The sequence below is a fragment of the Pseudovibrio japonicus genome (assembly GCF_014651595.1).
GTDB lineage: Bacteria > Pseudomonadota > Alphaproteobacteria > Rhizobiales > Stappiaceae > Pseudovibrio > Pseudovibrio japonicus.
On record NZ_BMXE01000008.1, the window covers coordinates 49,470 to 68,754 of the forward strand.

The window sequence follows — 19,285 nt, forward strand, 5'->3', positions numbered from 1 at the left end:
AGGTGAGGCTTAGGCAACCTCGTGAAAGAAGCGCTCCAGCGTGTCGTGGACCTCACTGAGATCACCATCGACCTTGCTCGCTTTCTCATTCACATCATACACCGAGCTTGTCGCTTCAGTCATCGCTTCACTCAGGCTCGCAATATTCTGCGAAACCGCCATGGTTCCATCCGCAGCAGCTGCGATATTGGCGGAAATCTCGTTGGTTGCGTCTCCCTGCTGGGTCACTGCTTCCGCAATCGCTCCAGTATGCGAGTTTACCTCATCCATGGTTTGAGAGATGGAACCAATCGCCTCCACAGCTTCGCGGGTTCTGCCCTGAATGGCGGAAACCTGAGAAGCAATCTCTTCCGTGGCTTTGGAGGTCTGGTTCGCCAGCTCTTTAACTTCCGCCGCCACAACCGCAAAGCCCTTGCCAGCTTCACCCGCACGAGCAGCCTCAATGGTTGCGTTCAGCGCCAATAGATTGGTCTGCTCTGCAATTGCCTGAATGAGCGTTACAACTTCACCAATGCGGCTTGCAGCTTCAGCAAGGCTGCCGATGGTATCATTGGTCTCCTGCGCCCCGCGTGTGGCCGCTTCAACCATCTCGTTCGCCTGCGCAATCTGGCGAGCAATCTCGGAGATGGAGGAGGAGAGCTCTTCAGAAGCAGCTGACACAGTCTGCACATTGCCAGATGCAGCATCAGAAGATATCACAACCTGCGTCGTGTGGTTGGAGCATGTATGTGTCGTGTTTTCCAGCTCCTTCGAAGCGGAAACTATGCTGTGTGTGTTTTGCGAAAGGCTCTTAAGCTGGTCGTCCACCGTATCTCGTAGCGCGGAAACATGCTTTTCGAAGAACGCAATCCGTTCGGCCTGCTCCGCTTGCACCTTCTTGTATTCAGCAAGCTCAGCAGCAGCCTGCGCTTCGTGGGAACCAACTGAGGTTTCAGTCGCGTTTGCGCCAGAAGCACCGCTATCCCTGTGTGCACCGAGCAACGCCAGTGTGAGACCAGTAAGCAAGCCAAGAACGATTAGATTACCTGACAGACTGCTCTGATCGCTGAGCAAAAAGTCAGGCAAAACAAACAGACCGCCGAGTAGGTAAACCGCTGAAACTACCAGAAATCCAACAAATGCAACCGCCTTGCGGGAAGAACCCAGCACGACCAGTGGGGCAAAGAACAGGATGTTGAAGTCCACCTGCCAGCCTTCCGCATATCCACCAAGCGAAGCCGCAGAGCTGGCAATGGCAGCCAGAATGGCCAAGGACACGCCGGAAGCCAGTACCGTCATGTCGGAGCCTTTATCCTTCAGCCACAACGCAGTTGGAATGGCCGCAAGCAGGAACGCTGATCCAGACAGAACGCTCATCCAGCCGGTGTCACCCGCCCAGCTCATTCCAAAGCTCAGAAGAGCCAGAACCCAGCCCAAGGTAATCGGCCAACTGGTTGAACCCATGTCAGATCGGCCTACCTCTTCTTCAAATCCGACTGCAGCACTCATCTCTGGTCTTCCCTTAATCGTATCGGTGCAGGCGACGCCCAATACATCTACCCCAATTATCATCGCGCATGCGCCCAGATAACTCTCTGAAGACAAAGAGGAACACGCACTATCTCAAACAACCGTTCAGCTATTTTGCAAGCTGCGGTCCGCTTTGTTGAGTGTAGGAAGTAATACGCATAAATGAGGAAACCGCGTAGTCGTCGTCCCCTGAAGAGACCGCCCTCAATATTAAATTGCGTAAATCATCCCATTCAAATCTCAGTTGTAATTTGTATGGGATTTACACTTAAGAGAAGTTTAACGGAAAGTGATGGGTACGCAAAATCAAATAACACCGAAGCAAAAGGCTCCGGTGTTTCTGTGCTAAGTTCAAATTAGAAGAAATAAAGCCAAGACTGGAAAGTGTCTGCTTTAGGCTGGTTCGTTCTCAGCCGTTTCTTCATCTTCCATCGGGTCATCATAGCAAAAGCGTGTGCAAGCAGTGCTTTCAACGTCATGCAGGATCAAGTTGAGCACAGCAGACAGGTTGTCCAATTGGCTGTCATCCATCTCGCTCAGCAATTCGTGAGCAGCTTTGCGGCGTGCCTCGGCAACTTCAACAGCCTTTCGTTTGCCACGAACAGTCAATTCCACCATCACTTCCCGACCTCTGCGGCGCAGACGTCGAACCAACCAATCCTTTTCAAGGCGATCAATAAGACGAACGGTAGCGGAATGGCTCAAACGCACTTCTTTCGCAACTGTCCCGATGGAGATTGCTGGTGAGCGCCTCATGATAAGAAGGGCTGCAACAGCACTGGTTGAAAGATCTCCGTAAGCATCAACACTTGCATCTTCCAATGCTGTACTTACTGCGGAAAGTTGGTCTGCAATATGATTGGTTTTCATCATAAATTTAAATCTCTAAAATACTGGCCCGAAGATTCTGACTTAACGTCACTAGAGTTAAACCTAAAATTGCACTTTAACAAATGCAAGTTTAATAAAATTCAAAATAATAAGTATTCCACATGAGTGCAACCTGCAAAATCACTAGAAACTGCCGCTTCGGCCCCCGAATATTAGCAGATTGCAATTTTCCATAAATTATTTTTTATCACCTATTCCTGAGGGGAAGGCGAGGAGGCAGGTAAAGGACAAGTCGCACCTGTTCCACCAAGACCACAGTATCCATCCGGGTTTCTTGCCAGATACTGCTGGTGATACTCCTCGGCATAGTAGAAGGCATCGAGCAGCCCGATTTCTGTGGTGATCTGCCCGTCCTTACCGATTTCCTTCAAGGCGTTCTGGTAGGCCGCAGCGGTTTCCTGAGCAATTTCAAGATCAGCCTCGCTCGTCAAGTAGAGCGCGGATCTATACTGCGTTCCAACGTCATTTCCCTGCCGCATGCCTTGTGTTGGGTCGTGACGTTCCCAAAAGACCTTCAAAAGTTCGTTCAGAGAGACCTCTTTTGGATCGTAGACAACTTTCACGATTTCAGTATGGCCGGTCTGACCAGTGCACGTTTCGTGGTAAGTTGGATTCTTGGTGATCCCACCTGCAAAACCAACTGCTGTTACATACACACCAGGCAGCTCCCAGAACGCGCGCTCCGCGCCCCAGTAACATCCCATGCCCACATAGAGCTCTTTCATCCCTTCAGGATACGGCCCGTCCAGATCCCGTCCATTCACCACGTGCTTTCCGGGTGTCATGATAGGAGTATCCCGTCCAGGCAGCGCGGTGCTTGCATCCGGCATTTTAAACTTGTTTGAGAGCATTCTGAGAAACGACATTTTCACTTACCTGTACAGACTCTGCATCACAGCAGGGTTGTGCTGATGCGACGCCTTTTATCACCATACCATAGCATAATTAGACCAAGAGGTCCGAATATAACCCACGGTGGCATCAACAAGATGCTCTGAAGAACAGGATCCCAGAGAAAAGGGCTCACGTATCTTTGGATTGCTGCCTGCGATGCATTAAGCGTTCCAGGTGACAGGTCAAACCAGATTATCCCCAGAGGCGTCGTGGTCCAACTGGACATCGCGATGCTCTTGGTCGCGTCCACGACAAAGGACACCAGCGCTATTGCAACAAACCACACACCTATAAACCGCAGTAAAAATCCAAACACGTGTTTGCCTCCTTTTCCTGTCAGCTTTCAGAGCGTGCTCCATTTGACCTGATTGGATCAAATGACAAAAAACGCTCAAACTAAAAGTCCAAGCGCGATGGGTAAATGCAGATGAACGCGATGTGCTCAAAAACTGACAATGAGCCCGCGTGTACCCACAGTACCTCATGCAATCATGGGTGCAACCTATCAGAATATGCGAGGCTCCGCTCTGAAAACTGGGTCAAAACTGCGCAACGAATTGTGATTGGTCACGTGTGTGAACCCGGAAAAACGCCTTTGTTTTCATTCTGCTTCCACAGAGTGGGGAAACATGCAAAAAAATGAAAAAGCCCTCTTGCGCCCCCCAATAGTTTTGCCTATACCCCCTCTCACGCCGCCGGGGACACTCGGTGAGCAGATTGCGGAGAGGTGGCCGAGTGGTCGAAGGCGCACGCCTGGAACGCGTGTAGGCGGGTAACCGTCTCCAGGGTTCGAATCCCTGTCTCTCCGCCATTTTCCTTCTTAAGTTATTGATAATAAATAATAAAAATATAGAACTATTTGTTAACCCATCATAGCGCCCATCATCCCTAAAGTTCTTAATTGTCATTTAGCCGATGCAGACAAGTAGCTATGTGCACCACGGGTAACGACGTTCTGGCTTGTCCCAGCAGCACTCGTAAATGCTCATTAAACCTGACCTAACGGTCGAGGGCGTTGTTCATCTACCCTTTGAGCCGTTATTTCCGGGTGAAATCAATTGATGAGGGGCGGTAAACGCATTGGGATGAAGCAAACAAGCCATCGTTTTGTTGGCAGACGTTTGAATGGAGCTTGCCGATCAGTAGAGAGCTAAACGCTCTGATATCACATATTCTTGGCTTACTCACTGAGTGAAAAATCTCTGCGTCAGTCCTGTCTGGCTCAAAAGCCATTCTAAGGTTGCAATGTAACTGTCTAAAGATCTCTGGCATTTCAAAAGTAGAAGGCTGACAACGCTTTGGAGCCTAAAGTAACTGTTTCTGTTGCCTGTCTAACCTTGTTCGGCCGCTTGAAAAGCAAAAGTGCGAAAGATCTTTGACACTAAACACGGCAATCGGTATACATTTTTTATTTAATTACGCAGAATTGTTTCACTATCGATATTCATATGATCCGTTTTATTCGACTGTTCTTCTTTGCCAGCTTCTTCGCAATGCCTCATTGGAGTTCTGCGCAGCAGTCTTCCGATACACCGTTAGAAATTGGGGGGAGCGGCGAGGCATATCTGAAGGCGATTATGTTCCGCGGTATAGACTCGGATGTTGCTTATTTTGACCCATCCAGCCCGCCGCCTCCGATGGAGACTGAGCAGGAGCCAAAGGCACCGCTTGAACAGTCTTATCGGGATGCGGAACGGTCACTGGGCAGTGTTAATACTATAGCCTTTTTGATTTCGGCCACAGTGTTGCTGGCAATTGCCTATGTGTTTGCGCGTTACGGCGGCAGCATTTCGGTCTCGTTGAGATGGGATGCTGGCAACGCTGCGCGGGAAGGCGGCAGGGCGGCCCGCAGTAGCGGAACTTTGCACCAATCAGTACCAAGCAATTTGGTCAGCATTCTGCGTCTTCAAGACCGGCGGGAAGCCCTGATTCAGCTGGCTCAGGCGGCTCTGGCGGCGGCGGTTTCAGCAGAGGGGGTGCTGCTGCAGCGCAGCTGGACAGCGCGCGAAGCCCTGCGTCACTTACCGGGGAATCAAAGCCACATAAGCGCGCTGCGCAGCCTTGTTCACGCCAGCGAATTGGTACATTTCGGCGGCCGGGACGTGAGCGAAGAGGAATTCCAGTCGCATGTCGATGACATACGGCCGCTGCTGCAGTCCGAGGCGCGCGCATGAGCCTTTCCGAACTTGGCATGAACCAGAACAGGCCACGGCTTGAAACGCTGGCAATTGTCGTCTTTGGGGGGCTACTCCTTTTTGTTTTGTTCTATGCCTTCTCGCAGCGTCAGCAGGTTCTGAGAGCCTCTCCTTCCGGGTTCGACGGGTTGCAGACCTGGCTCACATCCGAAGGTGTGAGTACGCAGAGCTTCCTCGGCGGCTGGCAGGTTGATCAAAACTCAATCGGACTGCTGGTGGTACCGCTGTATGACACAGTGCTGGACAGCGATCGCAGCCACCCGCGGACCAAGACCGAGCTGTTGTTTCAGCAGGATGAGTATGATCTGGAATTGGCTGTGATCCAGGAAAAGATCCGCCGGGTGCCAACGCTCGTCATCCTTCCGAAATGGCGCAGCGGAATGCGTCTGGCCGGGGTCGCGCATCCAGTCCTGCTGAACGAACGTTCTGCGGTGGAAGAGTTGCTCAGGAACGTTACCGGACAAAGTGCTGCGAAAATCGTGAATGCCGACGTGCCCTTTAGCGACTTCAGCTATACCGCAGGCAGCGGTCAAGGGTTCTCCGCAAAGCTTTATGCAGCGCAGATGTTCACGGGCCCTGGCTGCACGCCGATTATCGGATCAAACGAAGCAATGGTGCTGGCTGAATGCTCTGTGTCCCGCGGCAAGAGTAAGGCGAAGGGTAAACGGTTGCTGGTGTTGTCAGATCCTGATCTGTTGAACAATCACGGGCTGCGCATGGCAGATAACTCCGCGATTATCCGCGATTACCTACGGGAGCATACCACGGAGCGTAATGTGATGATCGACTACAGCCGCGGTATGTGGTTGACCGACCCGAAACATGGCGTACACCGTGAGCGAAGCTGGGCCGATCTCAAACGTTTCTTCGATCCGCCGTTTCTGACGCTCTGGCTGGGCGGATTTCTAACACTAGTTCTGTTCGTCTGGCGTTCCTGGCTGCGCTATGGCCCGGTGCGTCACCTGCCTGTGGCCGGTACTAGCAGTAAGGCGTTGGCCCTTCAGGCGCAGGCTAGGCTGATGCGGCTTTGCGATCAGGATGGGGCGTTGATCCGCGATTACGCACTTGCCCGGCTAGTGACCACGGCAGCGGCGCTCTTCGGCCCTGCCTTCTCCCGGCACTATGCAGAGCCTACCACTTTTCTGGGGTATGTCACGCGCCGCCATCCCGAGTGTGCCGCTGCTCTAGAGAGCGTCCTGACAGCAATTCAAAGTCTTCCGCCGCGGATATCCCCGGTGGAGGCGATCCGCCATGTTGATGAACTTGAAGCGCTATTGGAACAGATAATCCATGACACTTGAAACTCTGCTAAGCCGATCCGATGCTCTGCGGTCCGAGATCGGCAAGACCGTTCTGGGCCAAGAAGAGGTCGTCGATATGCTCCTGATCGCGCTGTTCGCGCGCGGCCACGTGCTGCTGGAGGGGCCCCCTGGTACTGCCAAGACTTTGCTCGCGCGCAGTTTTGCTGCCGCTATGGATCTGGAGTTTGGACGTATCCAGTTCACGCCCGACCTGATGCCGGGTGATGTTCTGGGCACCTCGATCTTTAATTTCCAGACCAATGAATTTGTTCTGGCACCGGGTCCGGTCTTTACTCAGGTTCTGCTGGCCGACGAAATTAACCGCGCCCCTCCCAAGACTCAGGCAGCCCTGCTGCAGGCGATGAACGAACGTATTGTCAGTATTGATGGCACAGACCATTCGCTGGGACGTGAGTTCATCGTTGTTGCCACTCAGAATCCAATCGAGCAGCAAGGTACCTATCCTCTGCCCGAGGCGCAGCTGGACCGTTTCCTGTTTAAACTCGTGATCGATTTCCCGCCTGAGAACGTCGAAATGGCCATTCTGCGCCAGCACGCCGGGGCGCCAATGGAATCCGGGATGGAAACTCGGGGGCTAGCAAAAACCCTTGATGCCGTGGCCCTAGCCAACAGCCGTGCGTTGATTGACGGAATCATTCTGGACGACGACATTCTGGCCTATATCCTACGCTTGGTCCGTGCCACGCGCGAAAGCTCCGAGATTGCCTTTGGCGCGTCGACCCGGGCCGCTGATGCACTTGCGGCGGCGACTCGGTCGCTGGCAGGGCTGAGTGGGCGTGATTTTGCCATTCCCGACGACGTCAAGCGGTTGTTTGTCCCAGCACTGCGCCACCGCGTCGTGCTAAGCCCGTCGGCTGAGATCGAAGGCCGCAGTTCCGCTATGGTGCTTGAAAACATTCTCAATCAGATCGAGGTTCCCCGCTGATCCGTCCCTCACCCCGACTTCTGTTCGCCACCTGTATTGCACTGGTGGTGTCGATGCTGAGCATCGTCTTTGCTGATAGCCAGCGCGGGATCGCGCTGGCGCCCTGGGGGCTGCTTGCAATTCTTGCGGCGGCTGATCTGCTGCTGTCTTTCACCCGTAGGAAACAGCTTAACTACAGTATACCCACGGAGATTTTCATCGGTGAAAGCCAGACCCTAAAGCTGGAGATCCGCTGGATGCCTGCCAGCCTGCGTGCACAGCTTTCCTGGCCCGAGGGCCTTAGTGGCGCCGCTGAGATCAACTTTACGCCGCAAGCGGACGGCACCGGCTTCGCAGAGATTGCGTGCCGCGGTGTACGGCGCGGTGTTTGGGCCTTTGAGCACATCTGGCTGTGTTGGAGGTCACAGTTGAAACTGTTTGAATTTGTGCCGCGACTGGAATTTGATCTGGAGGTTCGGGTGGTCCCCAACATCCGGCTGGTGCAATCGGGCGAGATTGCCACAACAGTGCAATCCGCCCTCTACGGCGTAAAGGAAAACCGGGCGATCGGCGAAGGGGCGGAATTCCATCAGTTGAGGGACTTCGTCCAGGGTATGGACGTCAAATCCATCGACTGGAAACGGTCGGCCAAACGCCGGTCACTGGTGGCCAGGGAACTGCGCGCCGAGCGTAACCACCACGTGATCCTGGCGCTGGACACTGGCTACCTGATGCGCGAGGAAATTTGCGGCTTACCTAAGATCGACCATGCGATGACGTCCGCGCTGGCAGTGGCCTGGGCGGCGGCCATTGGCGGCGACCAGGTGGGTTACTATGCCTATAACCTCCGCCCGCGTTCCTTTGTGGCCCCGACGCAGGGCCGTCAGGCCTTTGCCCGGCTACGTAGCTGGGGCGCCGAACAGACTTATTCAGAGCATGAAACCAATCACACGCTTGCCCTGACTGAACTGAATGCGCGTACCCCAAAGCGCAGCCTGATCATTGTGTTCACAGACTTCATCGATACCACTTCAGCTGAATTGCTGGTCGAGAACTTGGCCATTCTGTCCAAGCGACATTTGCTGATTTTTGTTGCCATCCGCGATCCTGAGGTCGGAACCCTGGTGGAGACTGCACCCGAGGACCTTGATGGAGTTGCGGTTCTGGTGGCGGCAAACCAGGCGATCAACGAGCGCCGACTGGTGCTGGAACGGCTGACCCGCTTAGGTGTCACTGTGCTGGATGCCACGCCGGAAACCATCACCGGCCGGTTGATCGCGACCTATCTGGAAATCAAGGCACGGGAGATGATCTGATGTCCAAAGCCGATCTCATCCGTTCGACCCGGTTCCGGAAAGAACGTGAAGCCGACTGGCAGCGGCTCGAAGCGCTGGTGGCCCAGGCGGAGCGTGACGGCCTACAGCGGATGGATTTTACCGAGGCGCGCGATCTTGCCACTCTCTACCGGCAGGCCACAAGCTCACTGGCAATCGCCCGCGAAATCTCGTTGGATCAGGCGCTGCTGAACTACCTAGAAGCGCTGACCGCTCGGGCCTATCTGTCGGTCTACGCACCGCAGGAACGACTGGGAGGACTATTCCGCAAGTTTTTCGTCCAAAGTGCGCCACAAGCGATGCGCCGGTCATGGCTGTTTATCCTCATCGGCTTTCTGTGCATGGGGCTGGGGGTGCTGGCCGGCTATCAGCTCTATCTGGAAAACCCAGCCTGGTACCATGTGTTCATGCCGCCGGAGCTTGCTGGTGGTCGCGGCCCGTCCTCGACCACCGAGGAACTGCGCCGGGTGATCTATGACGAGAACCCGTCAGCCTCCGGTCTGGGTGCATTTGCAACAACCCTGTTCTCGCACAATACCCGCATTGCCATTTTTGTCTTCGGCCTGGGGGTATTCCTCTGCGCCCCGGCAATCCTTCTGACGTTCTACAACGGTCTGATGCTGGGGGCCTTCTTTGCCCTGCATGCTGAACGCGGGCTAGGCCCCGATCTGGGCGGCTGGCTGTCTATCCACGGGGTCACCGAGATTTCCGCGATCTGCGTTGCTTGCGGCGGTGGGGTGCAATTGGGCGCGGCGGTGCTATTTCCTGGCGATAAGACCCGCACCCAAGCGCTGTACCATGCAGGGCGGGACGCGGCAAAACTGGCCCTGGTGGCTGCGGTCATGCTAATCGCAGCCGCTCTTCTGGAGGGATTCGGCCGACAGCTCGTTCAGGACGTATCCATGCGTTATGCGCTAGGCTGGGGGATAGGCCTGTGCTGGTTTGTCTGGTTCGGACTGGGCGGAAAGGCGCGTCAATGAAGCTGCGATGGAGGAAAAACACCAAGCCCAAACCGCCGGTAGGAAAGTTGGTGCCACCTGAGGGCGTGCCCCTGAAACTGGAAGTGGCAGGGCTGGGGGTGCGGCTGGCCGCGCAGATCACGGATGTTATCCTTACTCTGATTGCTGCGGTTTGCTTGTTGATCCTTGTTGCGTCCCTGGGGTTCAGCTCCCCGGGAACGCTCATAGCCATTGGGAGCCTGATGTTCTTCGTCATTCGGGTGCCGTATTACGTTATGTCCGAGCTTGCTTGGAACGGCCAGACTCTGGGAAAGCGTCTGATGAAGATTAAGGTTGTGTCACACGACGGAACATCACTTAGCACCCATTCACTTGTGCTGCGCAATCTTATGAAGGAAGCTGAGATTTTCCTGCCCGCCACTTTGCTGCTGTCACTTGATGCGGCCTCTCCGTTGGCTTCGGGGTTGGCCCTTGGCTGGATGGCTGCCGGGCTGATGGTGCCGCTCTGCAACAGGTACCGGCAAAGGCTGGGCGACCTGGTAGCGGGCACCCACGTCATCCACCAGCCGGTGCCCGTGCTGCTGAAGGATCTTGCCGAACAACCCGCAGTGCAGACCGCCAGGCAAGAAGGGGGGGGCTTTCTTACGCACCAGCTTGAACATTACGGTGCTTTTGAGCTGCAGACCCTGGAAACCCTGCTGCGCGCTCAAGAGACTACGGTGCGAGCGGGGAGCAACCGCAAACGGGACGCCACCATTGAAGCCGTTGTCGAGAAGATTCGTCAAAAAATCGGCTATGCCAATAAGGTGCCCGCGGCACAGAGGCTGGAGTTTCTGAGGGCATTCTACAATGCGCAACGCGCGCATTTGGAGCAGCGTCAGTTGTTTGGGGAGCGGCGCAACGACAAGCATTATGCCGCAGAAGACATGTCGCCCTGAGGCACTGACACTACAAATGCCTTTGTTTTTCGCGTAACCGGCTTGCAAATTGCTTCTTCCGATTTCAATAATGATATTAATAAACCTATACGAGTATACGTCGGGGCGGGGAACCCGTAACGGCAGGCAACGATACAAGACTGAAGGATAACCATGACCAGTTCAGCAGATATTGGCGACCATATGGCGCTTGGCGTCGGCGCTATCATCGGAGAGAGCTTCTCAATTTTTTTGAAACACCTTATTCCAGTGGCCCTCATGGCCTTGGTGCCCAGCCTGCTAAGCCTGCTCGCCAGTGGTGCGCTGATTGGAGTAGATGTGACGTTGGGTGCCGCCGAGCCCGAGTTCAACGCGTCATTCGGGTTCGGGGCTTGGGCAATGGCGACAGTGCTGCAAATGTCTTTCTACAGCTTGACGACTGCACTGCTTGTACAGCTGGCTTATGATGCAAAGCTCGGGCGGACAATCCAACTTGGCCGCTATGTCGCGCCAGCCATCCGTGCTGCTGTTCCGATTACCGTTCTTTCCCTGATTGCTGGTGTATTGATGGGCGTTGCGAGTATAGCGCTGATCATTCCTGGCCTGTGGGTGTATGCTGTGTTTTCTATGATCGCCCCGGCGGTTGTGATCGAGCGTGTTGGTTTCGGTGGTCTTGGGAGAAGCGCGAATCTGACCAAAGACTACCGCTGGCCGATCCTCGGTGCGCTGATCCTGATTGGTATTGTCGTCGTTATTTTCAACTTTATTGCGGGCTTTGCCGCAGAGCTCACCGCTGACTCGGGACAGTTCGTGGCAGCGCTTGCTTATCTCATCCCTACGACTCTAGGCGCTGGCCTGAGTGGCGTTTGCATTGCACTGATCTACGCAAGGCTGCGTGAGATCAAGGAAGGCGTGAGTGTCGATGAGATCGCGTTGGTGTTTGATTAACGCACAGACCAAGCGGGCTGCGCAAGCGAAACGCGGGCACATACCAACAGGACCTGGAAAGCAAGGGCGGGTAAGACCGCCCTACGGTCCAGACCCATAACCAGCAACAGATAACGGTGACCAGGCTGAGCGTGGACAGAAAATTCAAAGCATTTCGGTCATATCTGGTTGCGATCTTGAGGAAATCCTAGTCCTGAAAAACATGCACTTGATTGTATTACGATCTTTGTAAAGAACTCGTGAGAAGCAGCTGTTCCATTTTCGATTGGCCTTAGGCGGGATGTTTGGTACAGTGCCTTGCATTTTGATTTGCGTGCGCAAAGTATCACTGTCATTGACTTTATCTGCGCTCAGCATGCGGCATCTGGAAAGTTTTTCCAGTAACAGCTTTGCGACAGAGCAGTCTGCCACTTGTCCGCCTGTTGGCAAAAAAACAAGGGGATGGCAGGCAGCATTACTTCATGCATGGATCTTGTTTGTCCGGCCACCGCGTGAACGACTTATGGCTTGCGCTTTCTCCCCCTTTACCGCCTACAGCACAGCGATACGCTTTCGCGGCTGGACTATCGATCATGACACTGCCAAGAGGTCTATCTGCCGCCGGCAAAGCGACAAACAGTACTTCGCAAACACCTTTTCAGATCAGCACACAAAGCGATTGTAAAACGGTTTTTGGGGCCCCTAAATTTCAAATGTATCAACTCAGCGGCACTGAGACTTAAAAACATGAATAATACCACTGATAACACGTCGGTCATACACCCGCAGTTTACCCCCTGAATTGGTCGGAAGGTGCGGCTTTATCTGCTCAAATTGTTTTTGCAAAGGCCAAAAGTGGGAACCTGACAGCATACTCACCGGTTGGCTTTATGATGAAACCAACATCAAGCATATAAACGCGATGAACAACCTCTTTAGAAAACTCAACTAGGACCCTTCAAGTAATTATTGAGCCCTATACGGGCGACTGGAAATATGTTCCCGTAAAGACTGACGCAACCCATAGTAGAAGTCTTCGAGGGTCCGGTTATGGCCACCGCGTCAGCAATGACCTACTATTTGTTACAAATTTCGCACCTGCAGCAAATGGCCGCTTTGTCCCGACTACGGCCACTGGCGTCGTGCTAAAGCGTGATCCGCACACTCAGCAAGTTCACCTTCCTCGGAGCATCCTCAGCGGTGCCCGTCACCTTCTAGCCCTGTCGTCCTGCGATATATGAGGTCCTCGTTCTCCAGGGGCAGGGCGCTTGTGCAAGGTACAACACCGAGCCTGTCATTACCTCAGCAATGACACTTCTGAGCTTTTGCAATTGAGATTAGTTGGAATGTTCCATATGAGAGTACTTCGAGATTTCCACAAAACGTTGTGACACCGGAAATTTAGGCGCAGCAAAGAACTCCTGGGTCTTTTTGTGTTCCACGATCCTCCCCCCATCCATGACCGCAATATCATCAGCGAGTTTCGCAAGCGTTTGTAGGTCGTGAGAAATGATCAGGATGCCCATGTGCATCTCGGTGCGCACTTTGCGTAGTAGTGATGTGACCTGTTCTTGCGTTACCAGATCGAGTGCTGAAAGTGGTTCGTCCAGGACAAGAAACTGGGGTTTCACTGCCAGTGCGCGGGCAAGAGCAATGCGTTGGCACTGACCGCCGGAAAGCTGGTGTGGGCGTTTTGCGGCGCATGTCGGATCAAGTTCGACCATATTCAACAGTTCATGTGCGCGCTGCTGCCGAGCCTTCTTTGGCATTTTGTGAATGGCCTTTAGGGGTTCGCTGATTAGGTCTAGAGCATTCAAGAATGGGCTTAAGGAGGCCATTGGGTCCTGCCACATGTAGTGCACGGTATTGCCGGTTTGGGCAGGGTTTGGCAGGAAGTGCTCGTCATTTAGGAACAAAGTATCTTGAGGGGCCTGGATGATCCCCGTCATAGCCTTTGCAAGCGTTGACTTACCGCAGCCAGAGCGACCTATAAGGCCCGTTGTTCTGCTTGGATGCAGCGTGAGATTGATCTGTGAAATGACTTGAGTCTGCCCATAGGCAATGGAGAGATTACGTATCTGGAGGGTCATAATTGAAGTCTTTCCATGGCACCGGTGATTTCTGCGGTTGCAGGGTGGCAACTTGGAACAATCGGTTGGTTCAGGTCGCATGTCTCAACAAGTCGGCCAGCATCCATCACCAGAACTGACGTGCAGGTTTGGCGGACTATACGTAGGTCGTGGCTGACAAAGAGCAGAGCCGAGCCGGTTTCCCGTTGCACGACGTCGAGCGCCTGCAGTGTTTCAAACTCCGTAATCACATCAAGACCGGTAGTGGGCTCATCGGCAATTAGAATGGTTGGTTTCAGGATCAGCGCCATTGCCATCATCACACGTTGCTTCATGCCCCCGCTCAAAGCATCGGGATATTGGTGCAGGCAACGTTTGGGGAGCGAGACAGCATCGAGTGCTTGATAGACTGCATGCCTGGCGACTTCACCGAACAGAGAGGCAGCGCCGGTCGTTTCCAGTAGCTGTGTTTCAATCGTAAGGCTTGGATGAAGCGCACTGCCGGGGCTTTGGAAAATGCAGAAGACACCAGTTCCCCTGACCTTTTGCCTTTCAGCAAGGGGCATTGTCAGCAGGTCTCTGCCCTGAAACCGGATTACGCCGCTTGAGGGAATGAGCGGTGCGCGTAAAGCGCCCGTGATTGCATGACATGTCAGGGATTTGCCGCAACCGGATTTACCGATCAACCCCAGTCGTTGACCACTGGCAAGATTGAAACTCACGCCTTGAACCAATCTCTCGTTGCTTTGAGCGCTGTTGGTAATGGTGAGGTTCTCTACCTGAAGAAGTGGGGTTGCTACCATTGATAGGGTTTCCTCTTGTCAAGCTGATTGCGGATGCCTTCGCCCACCAGATTGAAGCTTAGAACGGCGAGGGTGATCACTAAGCCGGGAGCAAGGACAACGCTTGGGCGCTCTGCAAAGAATGGCCGTGCTTCGTTGAGCATCGCACCCCATTCCGCAGCAGGTGGTTGCGCGCCCAAGCCAAGAAAGCTTAGGGAGGACAGTACCAGTAAGAGCCCTGCCATCTCCAATGAGAGAACTACCAGCAACGGCGGTAGGATCTGCGGAAGGATGTGCCGTCTGATTATCGTCAGAGGTTTCAGGCCGCATTGGCGTGAGGCGAGTACATATTGCTTAGAGGCTGCGTCCAGCGTCAATGTGCGAACCAAACGGGCAAGGCTTGGCCACCACGCAAGCGCAACGCCAACGACAGCGGAGGTAAGCGAGGCGCCGAGATACCCGATAATCGCCAGGGCGAAGACCAACATCGGAAACGCCAGAAAGATATCTGCAACCCGCATGAGAACTGCATCAACCCATCCTTTGCAAAGGGCGGCGAGCAAACCAACGGGCAAAGCGATGGCGAGAATAAGCCCAGCTGTTGCGAGCGCAGTACCCAGAGATAAGGAGGTACCTACCATCAATCGGGACAATATGCAGCGGCCCAGATGATCTGTTCCAAGCGGGTAAGTCAGACTGGGTGCACTGAGGCGGTGTAGCAGGTCAATCTGATTGGGTGAGTTCGGCGCCAAGGCTTCGCCACCAATGGCCAGCACTATAAAGACAGACAGGAAAAAGCCACCCAATAGAAATGAGGTTCTACCTTTGATGAGCTTCGTTCCCCTCGAAATTAGGAGGGATGACGTTGTGTCAACGTAAGCCATTGTCACCCTTCTTTATTTGAGGGGTGAGCCAATGGTTCATCAAGTCGGCCACAAAGTTAGCAAGAAAGAACACCAAGCCCATAAACAGCAGATAGGCCTGCAAGATTGCAAAGTCGCGCTCTGCAATGGCTTGCAGCGCCATTTGGCCGAGGCCAGGCAGGTTGAAGATGTTCTCAACTATCACTGATCCGCCAAGCAGAGAGCCGAAGGAGATGGCCCAGTTGGTGATCAAAGGCGGTAGGATGGACTTGAAAACATGACGGCCCAGAATAGCTCGACGTGTCAGACCTTTAGCAATTGCGAGACGGATGTAGTCTTCGCTCATCACTGCAATAATCCGCTCCCTGACCAAACGGCTCATGACGGCTGAGTGGCCAAGAGACAGAGTGATTGTGGGCAGGATCAGGTCTTGCGGGTTACCGAATTGTAGCAGTTTGAACCACCCCAAGCCTAAGGCGAATACTGCCAGCAGAAACAATGCCAGCCAAAAAGACGGCACGGATACAAGAAACATGGTCAGTACATAAAGGCCAGTAGACAGTGACGTACGCTGGGACACTGCGGTCACGCCGCCAAGACCAAGAGAAAGTGCGAGTGAACTCATAAAGGCCAATACAGAAAGTGTCGCTGTGATTGGTAGATGCTCTTTGAAAAGCTCTAGCACAGGGCGACCTGATGCAATGGAGGTGCCCAGATCCAACCGAAACAGATCAAAGAGCCAGAGGAAGTAGCGCTGGATCAGGGGCTTGTTCAGACCATACTCGACCCGTAACGCTTCAACCTGTTCGGCTGAAAACGCCACACCCAATCGGCGAAGTTCCATCTCAATAGGATCTCCGGGCGTGAGGCCAATAATCAAGAAGCCAATCAGGGTCATGCCAAACAGAGTTGGTATTCCCGAAAACGTGCGCGTGAAAACAAACTGCTTCATTTGCTTATCTTTCGTGAAAGGCGCACAGATCACTGCATCTCAATGATCTGTGCTGCACACCTCTTATTTGCTAAGGGTCACTTGACCATAGTCGATCCAGTCAGCGTGCTCGAACATTGGGATATTCAAGCCTTTACGGGAAAGATTGAAGTTCGGCACCATCAGGATCGGAATAGCTGCCAGTTGAGTCTGCACAATTTCGCGGTGTGCTTCACGAACATGTTTGATCACATCCTCGCGGCTTTGTGCTTGACGCGCGTTGTCGAGGATGGTGTCCAGTTTGCCGGCCGGTGCAATGTACTGGTAGCCCCAAGGGGTCTTGGAATGGAACAGGTTGTACAACAGGTAGGTCGGGTCTGCATTGTTGTTGGAGGCAAACTCCATGTACAGATCTGCTTCGCCGGTTGCCAGATAAGTGTCGTCGTAAACGCCTGAATCATCCACCTGAACCAGATCGATTGATATGCCTATCCCACGGAACATCTGCTCTAGCAGCTCCGGCATTGGACGCACGCTGGAAACGTTCGGGTAGGCGGCTACAAGGCGCAGTTCTAGCGGCTTGCCGTCCTTGCTGCGCATTCCATTGCTTCCTTTGATCCACCCTGCTTCGTCCAGCAGTGTCTCCGCTTTTTGCGTGTTATGTTCAAAACCTTCGACGTGGTTGTCGCCGAGGCCAAACATCCAGTTTGGCAGGATTCCTTTTGCGACAACGCCTTTGCCGTTGAACAGTATTTGTGCCAGCTGCTCACGGTTGATGGCATAGGCCAGCGCTTCACGCACGCGCTTGTCCTTCAACGTGTCATAAGGAGCCTTACCATGCAGGTTGGCGAGCAGGGCCACGTAACGGATTGGCCGTGATTCGTGCACTACGACTGAACCATCTTTTGGCAATGAAAGCAGCATTTGAGGGGTCACCTCGGCAACAATGTCGACCTCTTTGTTCTGAAGTGCCAGCAGCCGTACCTGATCATCTGCGATGAAGTGGTAGGTGATATTCTCCACCTTTGGCTTCTCACCCCAATAATCATCATTGCGCTTTAGGCTGATGGACTGTTTTGGCTTGTAGTTGTCCAGAAGATAAGGGCCTGTACCAATAGGGTTCTCTGCGCGGTTTCCGTTGGTGGAGAACAAGGAGGCACCGCGGTGGGTCATGTTTTCGATGACCAGAGAGGATCCGATCTCGGACTTGAAGGTGAACGCATATGGCCCAGTCTGGGTAAAGCTCTCCTGATCGATCTGCAGAAAATCAGAGCGGCCTTGATCGTAAAGCTTCAGCGCCTCAATGGCAGCTTTTGCATCGAAGATTTGGCCATCGTGAAACTTGATGCCTTCTCGCAGTTTGATGCTGTAGACACCATTCTTGTAGTTCCAGCTTTCAAACAGGATGCCCTGTGGGACAAAGTTTTTATCCGGTTTAACGGCTGTTTCAGTGATCTGACCGGCTGGACGACGGGTGGTGAAGTTAAACTTCTTTGGGTCCACACTGTAGCGGTCTTTCTTTACCGCTATGCGCAGTTGCTCAATGTCTTCAGCCTGTACAGTGGAGACGCCAGAAACCAGAGCAGGAAGGGATGCTACGAGAATGCTGCTGACGCCAAGTAGGTGTTTGATCTTGTTCATTGTTATTCCAATCTTAGTCTGTAATCGCGAAAAAATCAGAGATAGATCGGTGGCGCTCTTGGGGTGTGGCTACGTTTTGCATTTTCATAATGTGCCACCTTGTTGAGGGTAAAGACGTGTCTGGGTCTGGCAGCTACATATGAAAGGCTGCCCAGTAAAACCGCGGCAGGAGATTTGCGGCTGATGACTGAGAAAACGCAGAACTCGTCGCTTTGTGCGCTTGTTTGCTCCTCATTCCCAACAAAGGTCTCCACGAGCATCTGGTGCAGACTCAGTGAAGGGCAGATCACGACTTCAAACCCATCAGCACCCGCGCGTGGCATCATGCCGGGCGGTGCGACAAGCTGCAGGATCACAAACGAGGTTGTGAGCCAGCAGACCAGGAGGGATGAGAGTTTCGGAGCCAAGTGAATGCACCTTGCGTGTGATGGATGATCAGAGCCAACCTTGGGGTTCCCAAGACTGATGATTGAGATGCACACAGGGACTACGCCCTGCGAGTTCCGATGCATACACCAGTGGCGTTGACTGTCCGGCGGGCAAGCTACGGAAAGCATGATGGTGCCATGGTGATGCATGACAGCGTTGGGATCTACTTTGAGGGAGTGGGCCTGTTAGTCTGCAGATTACCCGTAACCTTGAAGGCCTGAATGAGCTTAACAAACTCAAACGGGGGCGCTCTGGGAGCGCTGTTGCCAACTGTGGTTGCGCCAAGCACTACGCTTGTTGCATGCGGAGCAACGGTGACCGGAGGAAGAGATAAATCAAATTCTGTGAGATGCGAACTGACGAGTACCTTTGCGGGAATATTGCAGAACGTGCAATTGGTGTAGGCATCATGCTCTTCAGTTTGATGATGTTCGTTGCCGTTTGCTTCACTACCTATGAACTGTACGTCCTGAGCAATACTAATGGTACTCGCAAAGCCAGCTTCTGTTGCCGACGCGATCATGCCGGGAACAGCAAGAAGCTGCACCAACACAAACAGTGCAGCTATTACAATCGCTTTGGCATTCGACAGTTTCACAGCAAACTCGTTTAATTAGTATTTAAAATACCAATTAAACGAGCGAAGGATACCAGTCAATAGGGTATCGATAATGTTGCATGGCCATTCGCGTTTCTCTCAGGATAACTTAGTCAACGT

The 19,285-nt window shown here is 53.4% G+C and carries 17 protein-coding genes, 1 tRNA gene and 1 pseudogene; 8 read left to right on the top strand and 11 right to left on the bottom strand.

Going from position 1 to position 19,285, the window contains the following annotated elements; all coding sequences use genetic code 11:
- Window positions 1-9: 9 nt before the first annotated feature.
- The 3 genes from IE076_RS18585 to msrA form a co-directional block, all read right to left on the bottom strand.
- On the bottom strand, window positions 10-1,488 hold the full coding sequence (locus IE076_RS18585; RefSeq protein ID WP_209009259.1) for a methyl-accepting chemotaxis protein: 1,479 nt from the start codon (window positions 1,486-1,488) through the stop codon (window positions 10-12).
- 414 nt (window positions 1,489-1,902) lie between these two features.
- Complete coding sequence (locus IE076_RS18590; RefSeq protein ID WP_189438301.1) at window positions 1,903-2,382, bottom strand: MarR family winged helix-turn-helix transcriptional regulator; 480 nt, start codon at window positions 2,380-2,382, stop codon at window positions 1,903-1,905.
- Window positions 2,383-2,591: 209 nt separating this feature from the next.
- Window positions 2,592-3,266, bottom strand: coding sequence for a peptide-methionine (S)-S-oxide reductase MsrA (gene msrA, locus IE076_RS18595; RefSeq protein ID WP_209009261.1), 675 nt, complete (start codon window positions 3,264-3,266; stop codon window positions 2,592-2,594).
- Window positions 3,267-4,015: 749 nt separating this feature from the next.
- Here msrA and IE076_RS18600 point away from each other — a divergent pair.
- From IE076_RS18600 to IE076_RS18635, 8 genes are all read left to right on the top strand, one after another.
- Window positions 4,016-4,105, top strand: a tRNA-Ser gene (locus tag IE076_RS18600).
- A gap of 637 nt (window positions 4,106-4,742) precedes the next feature.
- Window positions 4,743-5,468, top strand: coding sequence for a DUF4129 domain-containing protein (locus tag IE076_RS18605; protein ID WP_189438302.1), 726 nt, complete (start codon window positions 4,743-4,745; stop codon window positions 5,466-5,468).
- Window positions 5,465-6,790, top strand: a complete 1,326-nt coding sequence (locus IE076_RS18610; protein ID WP_189438303.1) for a hypothetical protein — start codon at window positions 5,465-5,467, stop codon at window positions 6,788-6,790. Before IE076_RS18605 ends, IE076_RS18610 begins: the two co-directional genes overlap by 4 nt.
- The gene (locus IE076_RS18615; protein ID WP_189438304.1) at window positions 6,780-7,736 is read left to right on the top strand and encodes an AAA family ATPase; all 957 of its coding nucleotides are present in this window, start codon (window positions 6,780-6,782) and stop codon (window positions 7,734-7,736) included. Before IE076_RS18610 ends, IE076_RS18615 begins: the two co-directional genes overlap by 11 nt.
- A gap of 53 nt (window positions 7,737-7,789) precedes the next feature.
- On the top strand, window positions 7,790-9,031 hold the full coding sequence (locus IE076_RS18620; RefSeq protein WP_189438305.1) for a DUF58 domain-containing protein: 1,242 nt from the start codon (window positions 7,790-7,792) through the stop codon (window positions 9,029-9,031).
- On the top strand, window positions 9,031-10,029 hold the full coding sequence (locus IE076_RS18625; protein ID WP_189438306.1) for a stage II sporulation protein M: 999 nt from the start codon (window positions 9,031-9,033) through the stop codon (window positions 10,027-10,029). The genes IE076_RS18620 and IE076_RS18625 overlap by 1 nt, the downstream gene beginning before the upstream one ends.
- Window positions 10,026-10,946 carry an RDD family protein gene (locus tag IE076_RS18630; protein WP_189438307.1) on the top strand — a complete coding sequence of 307 codons (921 nt, stop codon included), beginning with the start codon at window positions 10,026-10,028 and terminating at the stop codon, window positions 10,944-10,946. Before IE076_RS18625 ends, IE076_RS18630 begins: the two co-directional genes overlap by 4 nt.
- A 153-nt stretch (window positions 10,947-11,099) precedes the next feature.
- Window positions 11,100-11,873, top strand: a complete 774-nt coding sequence (locus tag IE076_RS18635) for a hypothetical protein (RefSeq protein ID WP_189438308.1) — start codon at window positions 11,100-11,102, stop codon at window positions 11,871-11,873.
- 97 nt (window positions 11,874-11,970) lie between these two features.
- Here IE076_RS18635 and IE076_RS18640 read toward each other — a convergent pair.
- The 8 genes and pseudogenes from IE076_RS18640 to IE076_RS18675 form a co-directional block, all read right to left on the bottom strand.
- Window positions 11,971-12,725 (bottom strand): annotated as a pseudogene (locus IE076_RS18640) (IS5 family transposase); the annotation flags it as partial.
- Window positions 12,726-13,189: 464 nt separating this feature from the next.
- Window positions 13,190-13,942 carry an ABC transporter ATP-binding protein gene (locus IE076_RS18645; RefSeq protein ID WP_189438309.1) on the bottom strand — a complete coding sequence of 251 codons (753 nt, stop codon included), beginning with the start codon at window positions 13,940-13,942 and terminating at the stop codon, window positions 13,190-13,192.
- On the bottom strand, window positions 13,939-14,724 hold the full coding sequence (locus IE076_RS18650) for an ABC transporter ATP-binding protein (protein WP_189438310.1): 786 nt from the start codon (window positions 14,722-14,724) through the stop codon (window positions 13,939-13,941). Before IE076_RS18650 ends, IE076_RS18645 begins: the two co-directional genes overlap by 4 nt.
- Window positions 14,718-15,587 (bottom strand): ABC transporter permease, encoded by an 870-nt coding sequence (locus IE076_RS18655; RefSeq protein ID WP_189438311.1) that lies wholly within the window; start codon window positions 15,585-15,587, stop codon window positions 14,718-14,720. Before IE076_RS18655 ends, IE076_RS18650 begins: the two co-directional genes overlap by 7 nt.
- Window positions 15,574-16,518, bottom strand: coding sequence for an ABC transporter permease (locus IE076_RS18660; protein ID WP_189438312.1), 945 nt, complete (start codon window positions 16,516-16,518; stop codon window positions 15,574-15,576). The genes IE076_RS18655 and IE076_RS18660 overlap by 14 nt, the downstream gene beginning before the upstream one ends.
- A gap of 63 nt (window positions 16,519-16,581) precedes the next feature.
- A complete protein-coding gene (locus IE076_RS18665; protein ID WP_189438313.1) occupies window positions 16,582-18,138 on the bottom strand; it encodes an ABC transporter substrate-binding protein in 1,557 nt (518 codons plus the stop codon).
- A gap of 35 nt (window positions 18,139-18,173) precedes the next feature.
- Window positions 18,174-18,545, bottom strand: coding sequence for a hypothetical protein (locus tag IE076_RS18670; RefSeq protein ID WP_189438314.1), 372 nt, complete (start codon window positions 18,543-18,545; stop codon window positions 18,174-18,176).
- Between the two features lie 185 nt (window positions 18,546-18,730).
- Entirely contained in the window at window positions 18,731-19,165 is a 435-nt protein-coding gene (locus tag IE076_RS18675; protein WP_189438315.1) for a DUF2946 domain-containing protein, read from the bottom strand.
- Window positions 19,166-19,285 lie beyond the last annotated feature (120 nt).